General features: G+C 64.9%; 20 protein-coding genes and 1 tRNA gene. 11 read left to right on the plus strand and 10 right to left on the minus strand.

From position 1 onward, the window contains the following. Positions 1–20: 20 nt before the first annotated feature. From AC5ZH6_RS17495 to trhO, 3 genes are all read right to left on the minus strand, one after another. Entirely contained in the window at positions 21–1,118 is a 1,098-nt protein-coding gene (locus AC5ZH6_RS17495) for an N-acetylmuramoyl-L-alanine amidase (protein WP_288335840.1), read from the minus strand. Between the two features lie 222 nt (positions 1,119–1,340). Beyond that, positions 1,341–2,489 carry a CobW family GTP-binding protein gene (locus AC5ZH6_RS17500; RefSeq protein WP_288335839.1) on the minus strand — a complete coding sequence of 383 codons (1,149 nt, stop codon included), beginning with the start codon at positions 2,487–2,489 and terminating at the stop codon, positions 1,341–1,343. Further along, the gene (gene trhO, locus AC5ZH6_RS17505; protein WP_288335838.1) at positions 2,486–3,382 is read right to left on the minus strand and encodes an oxygen-dependent tRNA uridine(34) hydroxylase TrhO; all 897 of its coding nucleotides are present in this window, start codon (positions 3,380–3,382) and stop codon (positions 2,486–2,488) included. The genes AC5ZH6_RS17500 and trhO overlap by 4 nt, the downstream gene beginning before the upstream one ends. 34 nt (positions 3,383–3,416) lie before the next feature. On the opposite strand from trhO, the gene AC5ZH6_RS17510 reads away from it, so the two are divergent. From AC5ZH6_RS17510 to AC5ZH6_RS17545, 8 genes are all read left to right on the plus strand, one after another. Then, a complete protein-coding gene (locus AC5ZH6_RS17510) occupies positions 3,417–4,175 on the plus strand; it encodes a hypothetical protein (RefSeq protein ID WP_265076707.1) in 759 nt (252 codons plus the stop codon). A gap of 184 nt (positions 4,176–4,359) precedes the next feature. After that, entirely contained in the window at positions 4,360–4,704 is a 345-nt protein-coding gene (locus tag AC5ZH6_RS17515; RefSeq protein ID WP_006367728.1) for a histone-like nucleoid-structuring protein Lsr2, read from the plus strand. Positions 4,705–4,806: 102 nt separating this feature from the next. Further along, positions 4,807–5,607: a DsbA family protein gene (locus AC5ZH6_RS17520; RefSeq protein ID WP_238534722.1), complete on the plus strand. Its 801-nt coding sequence runs from the start codon at positions 4,807–4,809 to the stop codon at positions 5,605–5,607. Positions 5,608–5,713: 106 nt separating this feature from the next. After that, positions 5,714–5,786: transfer RNA gene (locus AC5ZH6_RS17525), tRNA-Ala, on the plus strand. A 583-nt stretch (positions 5,787–6,369) separates the two neighbouring features. Continuing rightward, positions 6,370–7,023 carry an MspA family porin gene (locus AC5ZH6_RS17530; protein WP_265076708.1) on the plus strand — a complete coding sequence of 218 codons (654 nt, stop codon included), beginning with the start codon at positions 6,370–6,372 and terminating at the stop codon, positions 7,021–7,023. A 166-nt stretch (positions 7,024–7,189) separates the two neighbouring features. Then, positions 7,190–7,510 (plus strand): hypothetical protein, encoded by a 321-nt coding sequence (locus AC5ZH6_RS17535; RefSeq protein ID WP_288338341.1) that lies wholly within the window; start codon positions 7,190–7,192, stop codon positions 7,508–7,510. A gap of 745 nt (positions 7,511–8,255) precedes the next feature. Further along, positions 8,256–9,905, plus strand: coding sequence for a hypothetical protein (locus AC5ZH6_RS17540; protein WP_265076710.1), 1,650 nt, complete (start codon positions 8,256–8,258; stop codon positions 9,903–9,905). Further along, positions 9,889–10,416 carry a hypothetical protein gene (locus tag AC5ZH6_RS17545; protein WP_265076711.1) on the plus strand — a complete coding sequence of 176 codons (528 nt, stop codon included), beginning with the start codon at positions 9,889–9,891 and terminating at the stop codon, positions 10,414–10,416. The genes AC5ZH6_RS17540 and AC5ZH6_RS17545 overlap by 17 nt, the downstream gene beginning before the upstream one ends. A gap of 27 nt (positions 10,417–10,443) precedes the next feature. Here AC5ZH6_RS17545 and AC5ZH6_RS17550 read toward each other — a convergent pair whose 3' ends face one another. The 4 genes from AC5ZH6_RS17550 to erm all read right to left on the minus strand — a co-directional run bounded on the left by AC5ZH6_RS17550 (position 10,444) and on the right by erm (position 14,424). Beyond that, the gene (locus tag AC5ZH6_RS17550; protein ID WP_265076712.1) at positions 10,444–11,526 is read right to left on the minus strand and encodes a hypothetical protein; all 1,083 of its coding nucleotides are present in this window, start codon (positions 11,524–11,526) and stop codon (positions 10,444–10,446) included. Positions 11,527–11,614: 88 nt separating this feature from the next. Beyond that, entirely contained in the window at positions 11,615–11,776 is a 162-nt protein-coding gene (locus AC5ZH6_RS17555; RefSeq protein ID WP_265076713.1) for a hypothetical protein, read from the minus strand. A gap of 305 nt (positions 11,777–12,081) precedes the next feature. Continuing rightward, positions 12,082–13,452, minus strand: coding sequence for an LLM class flavin-dependent oxidoreductase (locus tag AC5ZH6_RS17560; protein WP_265076714.1), 1,371 nt, complete (start codon positions 13,450–13,452; stop codon positions 12,082–12,084). Positions 13,453–13,668: 216 nt separating this feature from the next. Beyond that, positions 13,669–14,424 carry a 23S ribosomal RNA methyltransferase Erm gene (gene erm / locus AC5ZH6_RS17565; RefSeq protein ID WP_265078054.1) on the minus strand — a complete coding sequence of 252 codons (756 nt, stop codon included), beginning with the start codon at positions 14,422–14,424 and terminating at the stop codon, positions 13,669–13,671. A gap of 318 nt (positions 14,425–14,742) precedes the next feature. Here erm and AC5ZH6_RS17570 point away from each other — a divergent pair, with 318 nt between their 5' ends. Beyond that, positions 14,743–15,327: a DUF1707 SHOCT-like domain-containing protein gene (locus AC5ZH6_RS17570; protein WP_265076715.1), complete on the plus strand. Its 585-nt coding sequence runs from the start codon at positions 14,743–14,745 to the stop codon at positions 15,325–15,327. 42 nt (positions 15,328–15,369) lie between these two features. Here the strand turns inward: AC5ZH6_RS17570 and AC5ZH6_RS17575 are convergent, their stop codons facing one another. The 3 genes from AC5ZH6_RS17575 to AC5ZH6_RS17585 all read right to left on the minus strand — a co-directional run bounded on the left by AC5ZH6_RS17575 (position 15,370) and on the right by AC5ZH6_RS17585 (position 17,740). After that, on the minus strand, positions 15,370–16,158 hold the full coding sequence (locus tag AC5ZH6_RS17575) for an alpha/beta fold hydrolase (protein WP_020170659.1): 789 nt from the start codon (positions 16,156–16,158) through the stop codon (positions 15,370–15,372). Between the two features lie 167 nt (positions 16,159–16,325). After that, a complete protein-coding gene (locus AC5ZH6_RS17580) occupies positions 16,326–16,979 on the minus strand; it encodes a hypothetical protein (RefSeq protein ID WP_265076716.1) in 654 nt (217 codons plus the stop codon). Next, positions 16,976–17,740, minus strand: a complete 765-nt coding sequence (locus AC5ZH6_RS17585) for a MerR family transcriptional regulator (protein WP_265076717.1) — start codon at positions 17,738–17,740, stop codon at positions 16,976–16,978. The genes AC5ZH6_RS17580 and AC5ZH6_RS17585 overlap by 4 nt, the downstream gene beginning before the upstream one ends. A 240-nt stretch (positions 17,741–17,980) precedes the next feature. Here AC5ZH6_RS17585 and AC5ZH6_RS17590 point away from each other — a divergent pair, with 240 nt between their 5' ends. Both AC5ZH6_RS17590 and AC5ZH6_RS17595 read left to right on the plus strand, forming a co-directional pair. Further along, positions 17,981–19,135 (plus strand): aminotransferase-like domain-containing protein, encoded by a 1,155-nt coding sequence (locus tag AC5ZH6_RS17590; RefSeq protein ID WP_265076718.1) that lies wholly within the window; start codon positions 17,981–17,983, stop codon positions 19,133–19,135. 67 nt (positions 19,136–19,202) lie between these two features. Beyond that, entirely contained in the window at positions 19,203–20,147 is a 945-nt protein-coding gene (locus tag AC5ZH6_RS17595; RefSeq protein WP_265076719.1) for a hypothetical protein, read from the plus strand. Positions 20,148–20,164 lie beyond the last annotated feature (17 nt).

Consider the following 20,164-nt stretch of genomic DNA (forward strand, 5'->3'; position numbering starts at 1 on the left):
AATCCGACTGTCGAGGACACTCAGCCGATCGGTAGCTTTCCGTCGAACAGGCCGTAGACGATCTCGAGCATGGCGTTGAGCACCTGCGCCGACGCGTCCTGACCCTCGGTGAGCATCAACCGCATGATCTCCGCGGGATCCTTGGTGCCGAGCAGTTGCTGGATGAACGGAAGGACCGCCGACAGTTCATCGTCGTCACCGGACGACTGTGGGGTCGTCGTTCCCGGCGTCGTGGCACCCGGGGTCGTCGTACCGGGCGTGGTGGCACCGGGGTTGCTGACGCCGGGGATCGTGGCGGCCGCAGAGCCCTTGACGTAGTTGATGATCCCGTCGGTGATGGCCATCGAGTACTTGACCTGACCGTCACGGGCGGCCAACGCGGCGGCTTCCTGCGGGTTGGAAAGGTTGCCCATTTCGATGAAGACGGCCGGGACCTTGGTCAGGTTCACCGCCGCGATATCCGAGCGGGTCTGGATTCCGTCGTTCACCCCGGCGTAATTGGCGGCCGGGAAGCCCGCCTTGAGGAAGGCGTCACGCATGATCGTCGACGCCTTGCGGCCTTCGCCGCCCTGTACCTGATTGACCGTCGCATCCGGGATCGGCAGCGTCGGCACGATCATGTGGAAGCCCTTTTTGGTCGTATCCGTACCGGTGGTGGTCGAATCCGCGTGCAGGCTGACCGCGATGGCCGCTCCCGACCGGCTCGCCGCGGCAGCGCGCTCGTCGACGCATCCGCCCCAGCCGGTGTCGTCGGGTCGGCTCAGGACCACCCGCGCGCCCTGACTCTCGAGTCCGGCCTTCACCAGCTGCGCGACGTCCCAGTTGACGGTGTGCTCGGCCACGCCGTTCACCCCGGTCGCGCCGGTCGTCTGGCAGTCCTTGGTGCCGCCGCGTCCGTCGGGAACCTGCTTGGCCAGGTCGTGGCCGGCCGCGCCGCCCTGATGGCCGGGGTCGAGGAAGATCGTCTTGCCCGCAAGACTGGTGCCCGTGGCCGGTGCGGCCGATGCGGGTGCACTTCCGGTGGTGGCGGTGAGCACCGCCGACCCCGTCAGCAGGGCGACGGCCGCCCCCGTGATCGCGAGTCGCGCTCGCGAGCCTCGTCTCCGGGCGATCGACATGTTCGCACATCCTCAGCGTCGTCGTTTCGGTCGTCGCCACCCCAAGTCAAAGCAGCAACACTGGCCACAATAGCCACAGCTTTCACACAGTCAAACAGTCGCGGGTGAGATGCGGAAATCGGTGACCTGGGCTGATCGGATTCGTTAGCCAGCTGTGACGTGACGGGCACGGGATCGAGACACGGAGGTCAGCCCAGCCTGACGACACGGGGTCGGCGCAGGTCAGCGCGCGGGCAGGTGTCGGGTGATGTGCAGGATGCCGTGCTCGTCGTCGGCGGTGGTGTCGTCGGCGACGGCCGCGGTCAAGACGCTGAGGACCTCGTCACGGTCGATCCCCGTTCCGATCGCGACGATGCTGGTCTGCCTGGCCTGGCCGGCCCACGAGTCGCGACGCACCTCGACGAAGCCGCCGACCCCGTGCACGATGTGGCGCTGCCGATGCCCCGGCAGGTCGAAGTGCGCGACTCCTTTGATCCGATAGCAACCGACCGGCGGCCGCTCGAGGAATCGCGCGAGCCGGCGCGGGTCCATCGGCGCGGTCGAGGTGAACTCGACCGAGGTGAACTCGTCGTGCAGGTGTCGGTGACCGTGTGTTCCCGGCCCGAGATGGTCTCCATGGCCATGCTCGTGCTCGTCGGCGGTACCGCAATCCAGGGTCTCGGAGTCACGGCGTCCGGGATCATGGAGCAACGCATCGAGGGTGAGCTGCACCGGTCCTGTGTCGTCGCCGGCACTGTCCGGTGCGTCGGCATCCGGCGCGACGACCGGATCGAACAGCATCGCCGGGTCGACCCGGGCGTCGATCACCGAGATCTGCGCCGCGGTCGGGTTGAGCTCACGCAGGACCGTCGTGATGTCGTCGAGTGCCTCGGGCTCGACGAGGTCGATCTTGTTGAGCACCACCAGATCGGCGACGGCGATGTGCAGGTCGATCTCCGGGTGCTCGTGTCGGGTGCGGGCGAACATCGCCGCATCGACGACGTAGACCAGTCCCCCGTACCGCATCCGGGGATCGTCGGAGCCGGTGACCATGCGGATCAGTGCTCGTGGTTCGGCGATGCCGCTGGCCTCGATGACGATGGCGTCGATACGGGCCGACGGCCGCAGGAGTGTCGACAGCGCGGCGTCGAGTCCGTCTCGGTCGACCGAGCAGCACATGCACCCGTTGGCGAGGCTCACGGCACTGTCGGCCTGCCCGGCGACCAACATGGCATCGATGTTCACCGCTCCGAAGTCGTTGACCAACACCCCGATTCGCGCGCCGACGGAACCATCGCGACCGCCCTCCCGCAGCAGGTAATTGAGCAGCGTTGTCTTGCCCGACCCGAGGAATCCGGCGACCACGACGACGGGAACGCCTGCCCGGCTCATCGCGGCGTCACCGAAATCGAGGCATCACCCGACCCGGTGACACCCGCGGCGGCGAGACAGTCGGCGCAGATGACCGCGAGGTCGCGACCGAGCCGATCGGGATGGTTGGCCACATTGCTTGTCGCCGATCCGCATTCGACGCAGGCCGCGATCACGTCGGGATGGTCGGAGAACGCGACGTTCATCCGGTTGTCGAACACGTAGAGCGAGCCCTGCCAGAGTCCGTCGTCACCGAACTCCTCGCCGTAGCGAACGATCCCGCCATCGAGCTGATAGACCTCCTCGAAGCCGCGGTTGCGCATGAGCGCGGTGAGCACCTCGCACCGCACCCCGCCGGTGCAGTAGGTGACCACCGGACGGTTCTTGAGGTGGTCGTAGGCGCCGCTGTCGAGCAGCGGCACGAAGTCGCGGGTGGTCTCCACCGGCGGGGTGAGCGCGCCGGCGAATCTGCCGATTTCCGACTCGATGCGGTTGCGGCCGTCGAGGAAGACGACGTCGTCGCCGCGCTGCTCGACGAGTTGATGCAGATCACGGGGGGTCAGTCGGTCACCGCCGCCGATCACGCCGGACTCGTCGACCTTCAGTTCCTCGGGCGCGCCGAAGGTGACGATCTCCGGTCGCACGCGCACCGACAACCGCGGGAAGTCGTCGCCGGTGCCCTCCGACCACTTGATGTCGGCTTGGGCGAACGGTGGGTATTCATGGGTGGCCCTGACGTACCGTTTCACTGCGGCGAGGTCGCCGCCGACGGTGCTGTTGATGCCGTGCCGTGACAGGATGATCCTGCCGCGCAACCCGAGAGAGGAACACACGGCCTGCTGCCACAGCCGGATCGCCTCAGGGTCGGGCAACGGGGTGAACACGTAGAACAGGACGATCTTGGGGGTCGACACAGTGCAAGGGTACGGATCGCGATGGTCGCGCCGCGTGTCGATATCACTGGCCGCGATCGGGATCGTCCTCCTCGGCGCCGGCGCGACGGCATGCTCGCTGTCGGGCGGCAACGGTCCGTCCCAGATCGTGCTGCCGCCGACCGATCAGCTGACCACCGAGTCCGATGCCCCGAGCACATCGACGACAACCGCCTCGATCACCAACACCGCCACCGAATTACCGGATTGGAGTATCGGCCGAGTGGTCTCGCTCGCACCGCGCGCCGATAATTCCAATTATCACGACGGTGCCACCGGCTCGACGGATCCGCTGCAAGAAACGTCGGGATTTCACTTCTCCACCCCCGACCGCAACCTCAGTTGTTCCACCGGCACCAATGGGCGGGCCACCTTGGCATGCCGCATCAACAACGCAGCTGCGAACGGCACTCCCCCGGCATCGGAGTCATCGACCTGTCAATGGGCAGCAAACCTGATCACCCTGAGCGCCGACGGCCCCACTCACGGCGCCTGCTCCAACGAGTATCCGGTGCTCTATCGCAGTTCGATTGTCGACTTCGGGACGACGATTGCCGTCGGTCGATTCCAGTGTCTGGTCTCCCCGTCGGGCACGTATTGCCTCGAGTCGACCTCCGATACCGGATTCGCGGTCACCTCAACGGGTTATCGCAAGATCTACGCGAACGAGCGCGCACCGCAGTCGCTGCTCGGGCTCGACGACACTGACTCCACCGACGCCGGCGGCACTCCGTCCGACACCGATGAGCCGTCGAATCCCGCACCACCAAGCTGAGGATTCCTTCACGTTTTTCGCCGATTTTCGGCGTCTGTTGAGTGAGTGATTCTTTCAGGTTTCTCTTATTCGATTCCGGCTACCATACGGCTACGCCCCCCACATTCTGGGCAGTGCCGACATTTCGGTGACGCCCGGCAGCCGTCATTCAGGGCGGGCAGAAGTGAAGGCTCTGGAGGTCCACATGGCAAAGGTTCAATCGGTCGAGATCGTCGACGACATCGACGGCAAGATTCTCGACGAATACGAGACCGTTCGTTGGTCTATCGACGGCAAGGATTACGAGTTCGACACCTCGGCTCGCCACGCTCAGCAATTCCGCGACGCGGTGGCCCGATACATCGAGGTGTCGCGCACCGCGGGTTCGGCCCGCAAGCCGGCCGCCAAGCGCGCCACGAGCGGCGCGGGCACCCGCAGCAAAGAGCAGACGCAGGCCATCCGCAAGTGGGCAACCAAAAACGGGTTCGAGGTCAGCGACCGGGGCCGTATTCCGGCCAACGTGCTCGAGGCTTTCGAAGCGGCTCACTGACCCAACCCTCTGCCACCGTTCAGCGACGCCTGCCGACGCTCGACGCGGCCCTGGCCGAACGCTCGGCTCGCTCGTTGGTGACCACCCGTTACAGTCGAGTGCGTGACTGAGCGGCGCAAGACCTCGAACGCCTCGCGCGCGAAGCCCTCGGCCGCGTCGTCGCGGAAATCCGCCACGTCGACGCCGTCCGGCCATCAGCCCCGGTCGACCTCCAGCAAGGCGACCTATGTACTTGTCGGCGTCGCTGTGGTGGCAGTGGCGGCGCTGGTCATCCTCGGCTTCGTCTGGAACGCGAACAAGAAGGACCTGGGGCCGGTCAGCGACACCGTACTCAACGAGAACGCCGCGCTGATCGTGGGTGAACCCGCCGCCCCGACCACCATCGATGTGTTCGAGGACTTCCTCTGCCCGGTGTGCCAGCAGTTCGAGAAGCAGTCCGGCCAGCCGATCATCGATGCCGTCAATTCCGGCAAACTCCGGGTGCGCTATCACATGCTGACGTTCCTCAACTCGAGGTCGGCGTCGGGTGACTACTCCGAACGCGCCGCGGGAGCCCTGCAATGTGTCGGTGACGCCAAGGACCCAGCGCTGTTCTTCCGATTCCACACCGCGCTGTTCGTCGATCAGCCCAAGGAGAACGGCGACTCCGACCACTCCAACGCCCAGCTGGCGCAAATCGCCGCCGCGCAGGGAGCCGCTCCCCCGACGCAACAGTGCATCGCCACCGGCGCCAAGCTCGCCGAGGCAAAGCAGGCTGCAGCACAGTCGCGCACTCAACTCGAAAAGGCCATGGAAACCACGGCAGTGGGCACCCCGACGGTGTTGCTGAACGGAGAGCCGGTCAACGGGATCACCGACGGCCCGGGGTGGCTGACGGCCATTCTGACCAAGGAGACCGAGTGAACCACTGCCCTCCGAGACCGCGTCGCTGACAAGGCGATTTGTTTACCGTTCACGCGATGGTGTAACTTCGCCAGTGCCCATTTCGAGGGGCGAGAGAACAGAATACGGGGCTATGGCGCAGCTGGTAGCGCACCACACTGGCAGTGTGGGGGTCAGGGGTTCGAGTCCCCTTAGCTCCACTCGAGAGAAACCTCTCCGACTTCGGTCGGAGAGGTTTCTTCGTTACAGGGGTGAGCTCGGGCGCGATCAAATGTGACCCCCGTGGCTTCGCCTGAAGAGGGTTGCGCCCTTCTCGATGACGTCGGGGTTCGAGCGGGCTTCTGTGGGGTGATTCTCCGGCTTGTTTCTGGGCCGGCCGGCGGGATCGACCTCGTCGATGTCGAGCGGGGTGCCGTTGAGGTCGCCGGCTCAGGCTGCCGGGTCGACGTGTGCCCAGCGACGCACGCCGCCTCCCCCCACACGCCTCGGTGGCCGCCAATCGTAGGTGGCTCACTCAGTGCCTGAGGCGATAGGCGGCCAGCGCGCTCGCTGTGGGTCCCCGCCAACCTTGTCAACCGATTCCGCGTCCCCATTCTTGGGGATTGTTTCAGGTCCAGAATTTTCGCATGTCGCTAGGACCAGCACACTTGCAGGATCAAAGAAGTCGATGGCGATCTTTAGGTTGCCGAATTCTGTGAGTCGTGTTTGGGTACTCGGGAACAGTTCAGAATCTGGCATCGCAGTTTTGTTGTGATGCACTAGTGTGGTGGGGGCGGTGTCACGGTGAGCGATGGCAGTCGGGTGCGGAGACGATCAGGACTGACAGGCGTGTGTGCGGCGCTGGCTGTGGCCGCGTCGGCGCTCGGGGCGGGTTTCTCTAGTGCGGCACCGAGTTCGATTGCTGATCAGCAGGTCACGAAACGCACGGATGACGGGTGGGTCGTCTCGGCGATCAAGTCCCAGGAGCAGGTGCGGTCGGTGCCACCGCTTAACCAATCACCGTGGACCCGTGAGGGTTTCCTGAGTCTGAAGGGTGAGGGTGCCATCGCCGGGTCGGGTTCGGTGCCGGTCCAAGCGGGCACCGTCGCGGCAGGATTTCAGATCGGCTGCAACACCGATGTGACGTCGGGGGCCACGGTCGGGATCTCGGGTGGTCCGTCGGCGCAGATGAACATTTCCTATCCGCCGGCGGTGGTGATCGGTGCGACGGTCACCCCGAACATTTCCACGACGTTGCGGCCGGGCACGATCGCCGATATCCCGTTCGGGTCGAAGAAGATGCAGACCGGGAAAGCCGGCATCACCGTCGATGGGGTGCATGTGAAGGTCGACGGCTGTTTGGGGCCGGTCGCACTACGCGCGTACGTGACCGTGAGTGTGTCAACAGCGTTGAACGACAACACGATCAACGTGTACGGCAAACCGCACTATCTCTGACCTGACGGCGCTGACCTCCGCCCCGGTATGCGGTGCGTAAGGCACGACGTTCTCTCACTCTCCTCGTACTTTGAGTCTTTTCACTGAAGGGCTGTGATTCCGTATGACTGCTCCTACCTCTTCGTCGTCGGTGTCGGGCGGCGCGCATCGCCTCGATGCCGATGCCGTGACCACTGAACTCCCTGCGGCATCCGATGCTGCGGGGCGCTCGTCCGCTGGAAACGACGCCGAAAGCGAACCTGACAACGCCACAGGTGGCGGCGGTGTGCCGGTGCTCAAGGTGGTGTTGTTCCTCGTCGGCTGCGTGCTCTTAGTGCTGGCGGCAGCGAACCTCTCCAATCTCGGTGAGTGGTCGGACCGGTGGGGTGTGATCCCGGTATTCCTGGTCTTCTTTCTGGTCATGTCAATCGCCGGACGCTGGTTCTGGGCCGGCGCGGACGCGATCCTCGGTGCCCTGATGTGGGGCAAAATAAATGACTTCCAGTAGCCAGCGATACGAAGAGCCGCGTCGGGGGCGTCACCGGCTCCCGCGCCGCCGACTCGGCACCGGGCTGCTCGCCGCTGCGGTGTTGGCGATCGGCGGCGGAGTCGCGGTGGCTGCGCTCGGCAGTGAACCAGCTCCAGCACACGCCGATGCGTTGTGTGATCAGATGCGCGCCCAGTACGGGGCGAACTGGCCGTGTATCTCGGTACCCACCAACACCTTCCAACCGACAACGAACACCCCGGCACCCACAACTGGCACCAATGGTGCGGGATCGGGCGGCCCACAGGTCGGTTCCAATATCGGGCCTGGACCGGGCGAAGGGAACGGCACACCGATCGTGACTGTGCCCGGACAAGCCGGCCCACAGCCGCCAGCGGGTGGTGGCAACGGTGGATCGGAACCGACCGCACCGAACGCTGGCGGTGTCCGGCCAAGAGCACCGCAACCGGTACCCCCGGGTGACACCACCGGGCAGACGCCGGTAGTGCCTACTACCGCTGCTCCTGCGGTGACGGTACCGGGCGCGGTCACTGCGAACCCTGAACCAGGTACCCCGCCCCATGCTCTGGATTCCGGGTCGAAACAGCCCGACATCCCGCTGGCGGCGTGGGTCGTGGCGGGTGCGGCGGCATTCGCCGCGGCGAATCCGCGGGTACGGCGCGCAGCGTCCGCTGGTGGGCTGCGGAGTTGGTCGTTGTTGCGGCGTGGCGGATCAGAGCGGGCGACGGTGGGTCCGTCGCAGTTGGTGTTGATCAACGATCCGAGCAGTCCGAAAAGTTATGTGTTCCATGAAGACGTGCCACCGGGTGGGCATATCGGGGTGAATCCGGACGGGTCGGCCACCGTCTACGACGCCACCGGAAAACCAGTCAGCCAGATCGCGAAACCGTGGGCGTTCGATGCCGCTGGGCGACCACAGAAGACCTGGTACACCGTCGACGAGAACGGTGACCTGGTCCAGCACGTCGAACCCGCACCGAACGCGCTGTATCCGATCCTGGCCGACCCGTTGAACGGTGGTGAAAACCCAATCACGGGCCGAAGCATCACCGCGACACCGCTGGCGAACGGCCAGGAAGCCGTCGAGGGCGAAGGAGCGGGCACCGCGGTCGTCGGCAATCCCGATCCGGGATACAGCCCGTATCAGCCGACGCAGGACTCGATGCTGCCCAATAGTCAGACCACCGTCGACCAAGGAAACGGGACGACCAATGTCTCGTCGACGGACTCCTCAGGGCAGATGACAACGACGAACGTGTCGACCGCGCAAGCCAATCAAATGCAGGCACAAGCGCAAGCCGACAATGAGCGGGCGGCGCAATCGCCGTCCGCGCCGGATGGCGGTTCAGATTCTGATGATGAGGGATTGCGTTCGCTCCTGGCCCCTTGGGGAGAGCCGCAGGATGTTGCACCTCGCGGCCCCACACAGGGGCTGCAGCCCGCACCCGGTCAGGAGCGCTCGTACGGCGACTGGGTTCAGAACAACCTCGGTGGACAGACTCTCGACGGTGTGAACGTGCAAGCCGGGCCGGATGGCGAACCCCAATACGTCTGGACCCAGAACAATCCGGACGGTTCAAGCACAGAACACACCGCTACCTCGGCTCACCAAGGACCCGACGGGCAGCTGGTCTACCAAGACGGAAACGGACAAGCTGTCAGCGCGGCCGGAAAACCGGCGTTTGTCGACGGTAACGGCAACGGCTGGGTCCAAGGAGAAACGGTCAACGGGGAGACTTACTGGTCGGGGATTGAAGACGGCAAAAACGTAGAGTTTGCTACCGGTCGAACTCCGGACGGTCTCTTCTACGTACGGCGTGGTGGGGACTTCTACTTCTATGACCAGAACGGTGACCTGGTTCTAGATGACCACCTCGACCCAGGTCAGGCTCAAGAACGACCCATTGGGCCCGACGTAGCGACCGTTGTCGTTGGTGCCTGGCCTGCACTTCCACCTGGCCTGAAAGCCCAGGCGTTGAACGGCTTGCAGAAGCTCGGTGACGCCGAGACGCAGCGGGCGCTTCAGCCGGGGCAAGACCGTGGGGATGGCCGGGACATTCTCGGACACTGGGTATCAGGGAACGGACCTTCCCACAATGGAAAGCTTGCGGAGCAACAGAAGATCGAGGAGTTGCGGAGGCGATACCCTGGTCTGATTTCTCAGCAAAAGCGGGCCTCGTTCCCAGCCGCCAACTCCCGGGGACGGTATTATGATGCCCTGGTTCCAAATTCCGACGGTACATATACCGGGATAGAAATAAAGAGCGGAAACGCACGGAAAACTGCTAACCAGCGAAACTTTGACGACGCGGTTTCGCCAAGTAACCCCGCTAAGGTAACATTGCCCAATGGAAAGACCGTAAGGATCACACGGGTGCGTGATTTCGATGCGTAGTACTCGTTTGACATTGAGCGGGGACTGCAAGAAAGACTGGGATAACGTGGCGACTCCAACGCACTTGATCAACACTGGCCAAAGCGACATGTACATCGGCCCGCACGAGACAGTTGATGACTTCGAAGCAGAGCTTCGGGCTCTCGACGGCGGTGTCAACTGCGCGATTAGCCTTTCTAAACTGCCCAGGCCAGGGTGGTCGGGAGACTTCAGTTCATCGGAGCTGTTCGCACTGAAGAGCTTCTATGTCCAGGCTGCGGGACGGGCTGAGGAGATGACGATAGAAATTCGAAAAGCCGTCGATGCGAGTGTCGCTCAGTTCGTTGTCGGGTTACCTCCTGCGAGCAGTCAATCGGAGCATCCTGAGGTCCATATAAAGATTGGTGACCATGGGACGATGGTGTACTCGAACGAGGTATTTGATGCACAATCGGGAGCGCAAGTCTTCTTCGAGTATTACTTGACGGGGGAAATATCCAGCAAATACAGCCTCAGGCGAATCGAAGTGTGAATCTCAATATCGATTATGGACGCGGCGTTACGTATCGATCCACCGATGATTAAGGGACTCACACACACCGTACCGATCAAACGATAGGACAATATGGTAGCTGCTGCCCTTGGCCGGAGTCATCTTCTGCCACTGCAGCGTGAAGCTGCCATCGGGGTGTTCTGTCCTGGCGGTGGGATCGCCTAGAACCCAGGTCAGTTGGTTTACAGGGCGCGCTACGGGGTCGATGCTCATGACGCGCGATACCCGGAGCAAGCTTCTTGCGCCTCTTGGGAGCGGTCCGGGATATGGGATCTGGCTCCAGACGCAATCTGGCGGCACTCGGTCGCCGGGTTGAGGCGGTGTGGATGTGTCGAAAGTGTATCCACGCGCCGCTGGGGGTGCGACGTCGGCTGCGTAAGGCACGAAGTTTGCCGGCGGTTCGGGGGGCGGCGGGCGCAGCAGCTCGATCATGTGCGGCCGGTCTGCGGGGTTCTTCAGCGGGATGTTGTGCTCGGCTCCGTCAGAGGTGTGGAGGACAACGCGAGTCTTCTTCAGTTCAGTGGCGTCGATGAGGTCTGTGCGCGCGCGGTGAAACGTGGGCGTCGGGGTCAGCGAAGGATCGCGTGGAGTTGGGGCGATCCATACTCGCTGTGAAGTGATGATGCAGTGGTCGTGCACCGGGGAGATTCCCGACGTCCGCAAGATATAGTCGATGCGCTCGTCGGGCAAGAGTACGTGGGCCATTTCAGCTGCCCACATAGTCATCATTGTTGGTGTGATGCCGAGTCCCGCACTGAGGGGGAACAGCTTGCGTGCTTCGCCGAACGGTGGTGCTTCTACGACTTCGATATACAGGTCACCGTGGCCCCGATAGGCGTCTGGCGCACCCTGACCTGCGAGCCGGATCTTCATCCCAAACCGGACGGAGGAAGGGATGCGGAACTGTACCGTCCGCTCCTCGGCGATGTACCCGCGGCTCTCGCAACGGGGACAGCCGATCGTCTTGCAGTCTTCGCAGGCGCTGTCGATCTGAACCTGCAAACGGTGCAGTGAGCCCGGCTGGCTGAGCTGGTCGGTGGAGAATGCTGCCGTGACTAGCCGATCGCCCGAAGTTTCCGGATCTTGCATGGCGAAAGCTCCTGTTGCTCGGCGTGGTTCACATCAGTCTGTCAGAGCGCGCCGAGGCATCGTGCCGGATATGGCCTAACCAAATTGTTCAAGGCTCTCCTTGAAACGAGAAGGCGGTCCCATCGGCGAACTCCACTGCCACCAGATCGCGCAGGCCACCAATAACCCAGCCCCATTGTTCGGTGTCGATAGCATCGCGGCCGTTCACGTCCACCCGGCTCTGGCGAATGTGTAGCTCTCCGGCCTCCACGTCCAGATCTCACCACGGGAGGCCGCCCAACTCCTCCCGACGGAGACCAAGGAGGGGCAGCGCGGAGCAGCCGGCCAGACAGTGGCCGGCCACGGCCGCGTAGTCCAGGAATTAGGTCATCTGGGCCGCGATCCGCATTTCCCCTCGGCCACGGGCCACCATCACCTTCTGCTCCGGGGCCCGGGCGTGCGTGGACGAGTCATATGAGGATCCTTGCTGACAGCATTCGAGGCGCCCCGCCGGCCAGACCCCTTCCACCACGCCGAGGGCATCCTTCTGTCAGACCAACCCCTGCCGTCCTACCGTCAGCCGACCAACACCCTCTCCTCCCCCCGGATGTCGGCCGGGAGATCCTCGTGGGCGTCGCCGAGCCCGAGATGCTCACGCAGGGTTGCACCCTCGTATTCGCGTCGGAACAGTCCGCGTCGCTGCAATTCGGGCACCACGTAGTCGACGAAGTCGTTGAACGTTCCCGGTGTCTGAGCACTGGACACGATGAACCCGTCGGCCTCTCCCCCGGTGAAGGACGCCTCGATCTGGTCGGCCACATCGGTGGCGGTACCCACGAACTGCGGCAGCAGCACGCCCTGGGCGTAGAGCTTGCCGATGTCGCGCAGCGTCAGGCTGTCGCGGTGGCTGAGCCTGCGTGCAACCTCGAACAGTCCCTGCGTACCGCTCACCCTCACGTCCTCGACGGGTGCGTCGAGGTCGTACTGCGAGAAGTCGTGGTCGGTGTGCACCGACAGCGTGATCAGACCGGAGATCGGGTCGGCGAGCTCGTTGTGGAATGCCTGCTTCTCGCGGGCGATCGACTCGGTCTCGCCGATGAACGGAATGAACGACGGGAACACCTTCACGTGGTCGGGATTGCGACCGAAGTTCACGACGCGCGATTTCACGTCGTCGTAGTAGGCGCGCCGGCCCTCCGGGGTCGGATCGATCTCGAAGATCGCCTCGGCCCATCGGGCAGCGAAGTTCTTACCCGTTTCCGACGATCCCGCCTGGATCAAGACCGGTCGATGTTGCGGCGAGCGCGGCTGATTGAGCGGCCCGCGGGTGCGGTAGTGCTCGCCGATGTGGTCGACGGGATGGATCTTGGTCGGGTCCGCCCACACGCCGGTCGCCTTGTCGGCGGTCACCGCGTCGGCGTCCCAGCTCGACCACAGTTTGATGGCCGTCGAGACGAACTCTTCGGCTCGTGCGTAGCGCTCCTCGTGGTCGACGTGCGCGTCATGACCGAAGTTGCGGGCCTCTGCCTGCGTCAGCGATGTGACGATGTTCCACGCGATCCGTCCCCGCGTCAGGTGATCGAGCGAGCCGAAGACGCGTGCCAGCTCATACGGGTGAAAGTACGTGGCGGACTTGGTGACCGCGATCCCGAGTCGACTGGTGACCGCGGCCAGCGACGCAGCGACGAGACTGGGGTCGATCGTCGCAGCAGCCTGCGTACCGCGACGGAACGGTTCGGACTGATCACCGCCGAAGCGGTCCGGCGCGGCCAGGAGATCGGCGAAAAACGCGAAGTCGAACTTACCGCGCTCCAGGATGCGCCCCACCCGATGGTAGTGCTCAGGTCCGAAATAGTCGGTCTCCGAACCTGGATGACGCCACGCCGCATGCGAATGGGTGACGGGTGAGGCGATCAGGAAGCCGCCGAGATGCAGCTGTCGGGTCATGGGGAGTCCTTGTGCGTCGAAAGCGATTACGCGCCCCAGTCAATCGATCAGCCCCGACTGCGCCCAGGTTTGCGATCTAAGTGATCGCATCGACCAACCTGGCTGCACCTGCGGGTCGTACCTGCGAGACGACAAGATGGAAGCTCGCCACCGAGGAGTCATCGACGGCGGCGGCGCCTGTCCAACACCTCAACGCGCGTACCGGCGAGGCCCGGATCAACGCCTGCCGACCGAGTTCCATAGCGAAACCCACTGCGCGACATCGAGGTCCCGCGGCAAAGCGTTCGGGGGGATCAACGCTGCGCGCAGCTCGCCGGCAACCTCGCGACCACCGCCGCGGCGGCGCAGAATGGCCGCAAGGCCACGACCCCGGCCGGTGAAGACGTCACCAACGAACCGTTCGTAACGACGTCGGTCGTGGGGATCGATCAGCGGCCGGCGGCGGCGTGTGATGGTGAGGATTCCGCCGTCGACGGTGGGTGCCGGACGAAAAGCGCGGGCCGGAACACGGCCGTGCAGCGCGAAGTCGAACCACGGCGCCGCTTGCGCCGTCATCATGGTGGCACCCCCGATGCCCGCGCGGCGTCGTGCCACCTCCCACTGCACCAACAGAACGGCGTCGGTCCAGGTGTTGTTGCCGAGAAGTCTGCGCAGGATGGCGGTGGTCAGATGGAACGGAATGTTGCCCACGACCACCGGCGCGTCGATGACGTGGCTGAGTACATCGGCATGCTGCGCACGGATGTGTGGAAACCGTTGCTGCAGAGACTGTATGCGGCGTGCGTCGATGTCGATGGCGGTCAGCGGCCGGTCGAGGGCGGCCAGATGAGCGGTGAGCGCGCCACCGCCTGAGCCGATTTCGAGGATGGGCCCGTGGGTGATGTCGACGAGACCGACGATGCGTTGAATGGTTGGCTGGTGGACGAGGAAGTTCTGTCCGAGTTCATGGCGTCCGCCATGAGATGAGGAGATGGGCACGGTGCGCTCCAGCGTGGATCGTGACGTGAAGCACCCCGGCAGCGGCGGATGAACCGCACACGGCGATGATCTCGCGGCCGAGGTGCATGGACATCTCGGTCGACGGCGCGAGAAAAAGATGATGAGTCGTCGCGCCGTCAGGCGAGACGCAGCCGACCCAAGTTCGTGTTGAGCGCCGACGACGGCGCGCTGTTCAGCGTTCCCATGGCGGCGACTGTAGTCGCCTACGGGCACCACCCGCGACAGGTTTTCCGCCGCGGCATGGGCCGGATGTACCGGCAGGCCAGTGCCCGCCACCCCTACCATGTGACCATGGGCGAAACCGACAAAGACGACATCTTGGTGGGCCATCCCGAACGAGAGCGGGCTATCGGCCTCCTCAACGACGCCTTCTCGTCGGGGTATCTCGACGTCGCAGCGTTCGAGGACCGCTCGGGCGCGGTGTATCCGGCACGCAACCGCGGCGAGCTCCGTGCGACCGTCGACGGGCTGCCCACTGCGGCGGTGCTGTTCCCCGACGAGCAGACGACCGCCTCGGAGTCATTCGCAATGACTGCTCCGATGCAGCTCGACGCGAACTGGGAGACCGTGCGCCGCAAGGGCGTCTGGGAGGTACCGCCACGCATCCTCGTCACCGGGTCGATGGGTACGGCCGATCTCGATTTCACCAGCGCCGTCTTCCTTGGGCCGGCCCTCGACCTGGAGGTGCAGGTGTCGGCCACGAACGTGAAGCTCAAGCTGGGGCGCAATCAAGAGATCCGCTATCCGGACCTATCGAGGTCGGGATGGTCGTCGATCAAGGACAAGGCCGGATCACCGTCGCAGCTTGGCGGACCGATCATCACCGTGTCCGGATCGATCTCGGGGATGTCCGGCCTCTACGTCAAGCGTGCGTGAATTCGCAAGGCCGGGCTGCGAAAAGAGGCGTCGGAGTCCCACTCAGGCGCCGAGGAACCCGGCGACGGCCATCCGCGCGCGTGGCGAACTCATCACGGTGACGTGGCCGCGGCGCGGGACCATCAGCAACGTGCTGTGCGGAATGAGTCGCGCTGTCTCGGAGAACAATTCGGCGTCGTAGAAACGGTCTCGACGGCCACCGACGATGAGGGTACGGGCCTTGATCGTCGGCGCCTTCGCGAGGTCGAAGCCGTCCTCGGCGCGAATCGTGGTCACGAGATCCGCAGCCGCCGCGTCGTCCATCATGCGGTGCGCCCCCAGCCATCCCGCGCCATAGGCCAGCGTCCGCGTGCCTCGCGGCACCAGATCGGCGACCGTCATCGCCATGGCCCGCCGATTCTCGCCACGTTCGACGAGGTCGCCGACAGTTGCCTGGAACTCTCGCGTCGATGCGCTGAGCCGGCAGCCGGTGCTGACGAGGATCAGCCGGTCAACGAGATCGGGGTGGTCGGCGGCGAGTTGCTGCGCGATGCTGCCGCCGGTTGATTCGCCCAAGACCTCCGCCGGCCCATCGAGGTGATCGCGTAGCGACTCGGCGAGGTCGTCGGCCATCTCACCCATCGTCATCGGCGACCGGAGGCCGGGACGACGGTTGATGACGATCAACTGTCGACCGGTGACCTCGCGTAGCGGCGCACATGAGCCCCGGACAAAGCCATCGCCGGTGATCCCCGTGGACGGGGTCAGTCCGGTGAGTACCACCAGCGGTGGGCCCGAGCCGATGACGGCGGCGGGATACCGGCCGATGAGTTCTCTGGTGAAGGAGGCCATGACTACTGACGATAGGCTTCGAAGTTTCGCGTCTGCTGTGAGTTTGCTCCGAGCCCGGGCGGCGGTGCTCGCTGAGGTCATGTGGCCCGGGGGCGCCGACCTCATCTGGCCGGGCACCAACACCGAGTTTCTTGCCGATTGGGTGCGTCGAACGACATCGGTGAGGGTTATTGGTGCTCGGCCGGTACCGGCCCGCATCGTCCGACGTCGGGCTGCCGCGACAATGCTGTGGTGAGACGCGCGGCGAACTCCCGCGGGGCATCGGCACTGACATGAATATGCTTCGGTGCCAGCGGCATCGGGCTGCCGTCGAGGATGACGCCGGCATTCTCGACGAGGTCGACGCGAAGTACTGCCGGCCCGGAAGCGATCGTGGCCGTTCGGCCGTCATCGCTTGTCCGCCAGCGAGAATGGCCGAACTCCGGGCGCTCGCCGAGTACGACCGAGTCGACATCGGCGACTGGGAAGGACACGTGTGTCCCGGACGCGTTGCGCAGATGCACGATCGGGCCGTCGACCGTGTGCGGGCGGGTCATCATCCCGGCCAGCAGTCCGAACAACAAGTACACGCCATAGATGTGCAGCCCCAACACGATCCACACCCATGGCGGATGTCCGAAGATCAGCACCAGGATCAGATGGGTGAGAGCGCCTTCCACCACGGTCAGTATCCCGGCGGTCCACAGGATGAGGTGAAGGTCGCGGTGGTAGCCGAAGGCGTCACCCGGTGGTCTCGCACGCCGGACCCATGCGGTCAGGGCCGCGACTCGACGCGTTTCCGCGCGTATCGGCCGCACGATCAGCTTTTTCGCGGCCGTCATGACCACGCCTGCCGGCCCAATGCCACCATTCGCTGCACGCATCGGCGTTGCGCGTCCGACAGTTCGTCTGCGCCGGTGAGTGCGTCGAGCAGATCGTCGGTTCCGAACCGGCCCCCGAAGTCGATTCTCTCGAGTTCGCCACGCGCCATCTTGCCGAGTTCCCTGCTGCAGGCGACGATGTCGCGGGCCAGGCATTCCACTTCGTCGTCTCCCGGGTCGGCCATCGCCAAAGCCTCGAAGCGCGTTGCGAGCTCGGCACTACGCGCTGCCATGTTCTCGTCGGCGAGGGCGGAACGATAGAGCGAGGTGACCTGGGGATCGAGCTCGGTGAAGACCTCCAACAGCGAATGCTCGATTTCCACTGTTGTCTCCGCGCCGGAGTAGATCTCGGCCAGTCGGTCCGCGATGTCGGCGACCTCATCCCGCAGCACGCCGGCCGACAACGTGCCGCGTAGATCGGCGATCCGTTGCCGCTGCCGCTGGATCGCCTCGGCTCGACGGGCAAGGTCGGCGTCGAGTTCGGTCAATACGTCGTCGAGGTCGGCTGCCCCGTCCTCGGCAAGGACGTCCCGGACCTCATCGAGCGCCAATCCCAGTGCGGTGAGCCGACGAATCCTCAGGAGAGCCACCACGTCGTCGAGTGCGTAGCTTCGGTATCCGTTGGAATCCCGTGGCGGCTCGGGAAGCAACCCGAGCCGGTGGTAGTACCTGATGGTGCGCGTGCTGACGCCCGCCAGCCGTGCCACCTGCCCGATCCTCATCGGCACCCCTTTCTCGCCTGTGGTGATCGCAGTACACACGTTGACGCCGCGTCAAGGTCAAGTCGCGTGTCGCCCGATGCGCAGCGACGCACACCACCAGTCGATCATCCCAATATATGGGACTATGGTTTCATCATTTGGATTCCGCGCGCTACCGTCTGGTCAGGCATCGAACCCTGGATGCCGATCCGGTGACCACCCGCATCACTTTCCCCACCAGCCCTTCGGAAGTGATGCCCCATGTCTGCCTTGTCCATTCCCCCATCGCGCGCCCTCAAGTCGATCCGCGGGTCGGCCATCCGAGATCTCCTCGCGGTCACCGAACGGCCCAGTGTGCTCAGCCTCGCGGGCGGTTTGCCTGCCACCGATCTCATCCCCACCGCACGGATCGCGGTTGCGGCGCAACGTGCGATCGCCGACGCTTCGGCGCTCCAGTACACGGCGAGCACCGGCGTTGCGCGGTGCCGCGAGGCCATCGCCCACCTGCAGTGCGCCGCTCCCGAGCAGATCCTCATCACCCATGGTTCACAGCAGGCACTCTCGCTGCTGGCACAGGCGCTCGTCGATCCCGGATCGACGGTCGTCGTCGACGATCCGGTGTATGTGGGTGCACTGCAAAGCTTTCAAGCCGTGTGCGCCCGGATTGTCGCCCTACCCATCACCGGCGCCGGCACCAACGTCACCGAGCTCGAGACACGGCTTCGGTCCGGACTACGGCCCCGGATCGTGCACACGGTCAGCAACTTTCACAATCCGTCAGGAGTCACCGCGAGCGCGCAGACCCGCATACGCCTCGCCGAACTCGCCGATCAGTACGGTTTTCTCGCGATCGAGGACGACCCCTATGGGGCGTTGCGATTCACCGGCGACCCGATTGATCCGATCCCCGGCGATCGGGTCATCCGACTCGGCAGCGCGTCGAAGATCCTCGCACCGGCGTTGCGGGTGGGCTGGATGCAGGCACCGCCGTCGATCGTCGGCATGGTCGAGCGCCTGCGTCAGAGTGCCGACCTCTGCGGCTCGGCGTTCAGTCAACTGATGACCGCCGACCTGCTCAGCGACACCGGGTGGCTAACCGACCACGTGGATCGCCTGTGCGCGCAGTACCGGGTTCGGGCAACCGCGCTGACCGATGCACTCGACCGCCACCTCGGGGGCCGGATCGACTGGCGCCCACCGGAGGGCGGGATGTTCTGCTGGGCGCGCCTGCACGATGTCGATACCTCCAACCTCCTGCCTGCCGCCGTCGACCAGGGCGTCGCCTTCGTGCCGGGACGTGCGTTCGCCGTCTCCGACGATCTCGGCGAGTACCTGCGACTGAGTTTCGCGACGCTGCCACCGACGGAACTCGACGAGGGCGTCCGACGACTCGCGGCGGCGCTGGACCACCTCTGACCGTCTGTGGTCGGCTGTTCGACCGATACCGTTGCGTCCTGACTATTACTCGATTAGAGTAAAAGACATGAACGAGTACGACCCCTTCGAGATCGTCCGGCTGATCGAGAACGCCCGCCGACCCGACGACGTGTTCGCGGGAACACCGACCGATCCGTCCGCCCGGCGCGCGGCACGTCGCCGTCACCGCGCCCTGCTCGCCGCGGTGCACCCCGACCGCGCGACGATCCTCGGACTGTCGCCGGAGGTTGCCCGCGACGCCGCACTGACCCTCAACGCGCTGTATTGCGCCTGGTGCGAGACGGTGACGGCTGCGTCGGGCACCGGTGACACCACGGCATTCGTGGGCGGGGCGGCCACCCACGTTCTGCGCGAACGCCTTTGGGTCACCGACCAGATGAGCGCGTATCGCACCGACGACCCCGATATCCGTGTCGAGATCGGGCGCATCGCCGGCGTCGCGAGTGTGGTTGCGCTGCCAACGGTCGCCGCTCATCTGGCCGGCCACGGTATGCGGGCTTTCGCGCCGTGCGTCGTCGACACCGCCGTCACCGACGGCCATCCCTGGGTCGCCTACCGTGTACCCGCCGGAATGGTCTGCCTGGACGAGGTGCACGCGTCGTATCCCGCCGGACTCGACGGCCGCGACTGGGCGTGGATGGTGCGCCGCATCGTCATGACCCTTGCCGCAGCCGGCCGTCCGCACGGCAACCTCGGCGTCCACTCCGTTCTGATCCATCCCGACGAACACGGTGTCGTGTTGACAGGGTGGACCGGCCCCGCGACCGCCGGGGACGGCAGCCCGCCGGCACGCGACGGGAACGCCGTGGCACGGTTGTTCGGCGTCATGCTGGGCGACCGCTGTCCTCGACAGCGAGCATTCGCCTGTGCTGCCGAGACTCTCGACCCGGACACCTGGCTACACGAATACGACCTGTTGTTGTCGGCGCTCTACGGTCCGCGCCGGTTCCGGCCGTTCACGCTGCCGAGACCACAGCCGATGACGGCGTGACAGCCATTCTCGACATC

The organism is Gordonia sp. YC-XJ4 (assembly GCF_059511865.1).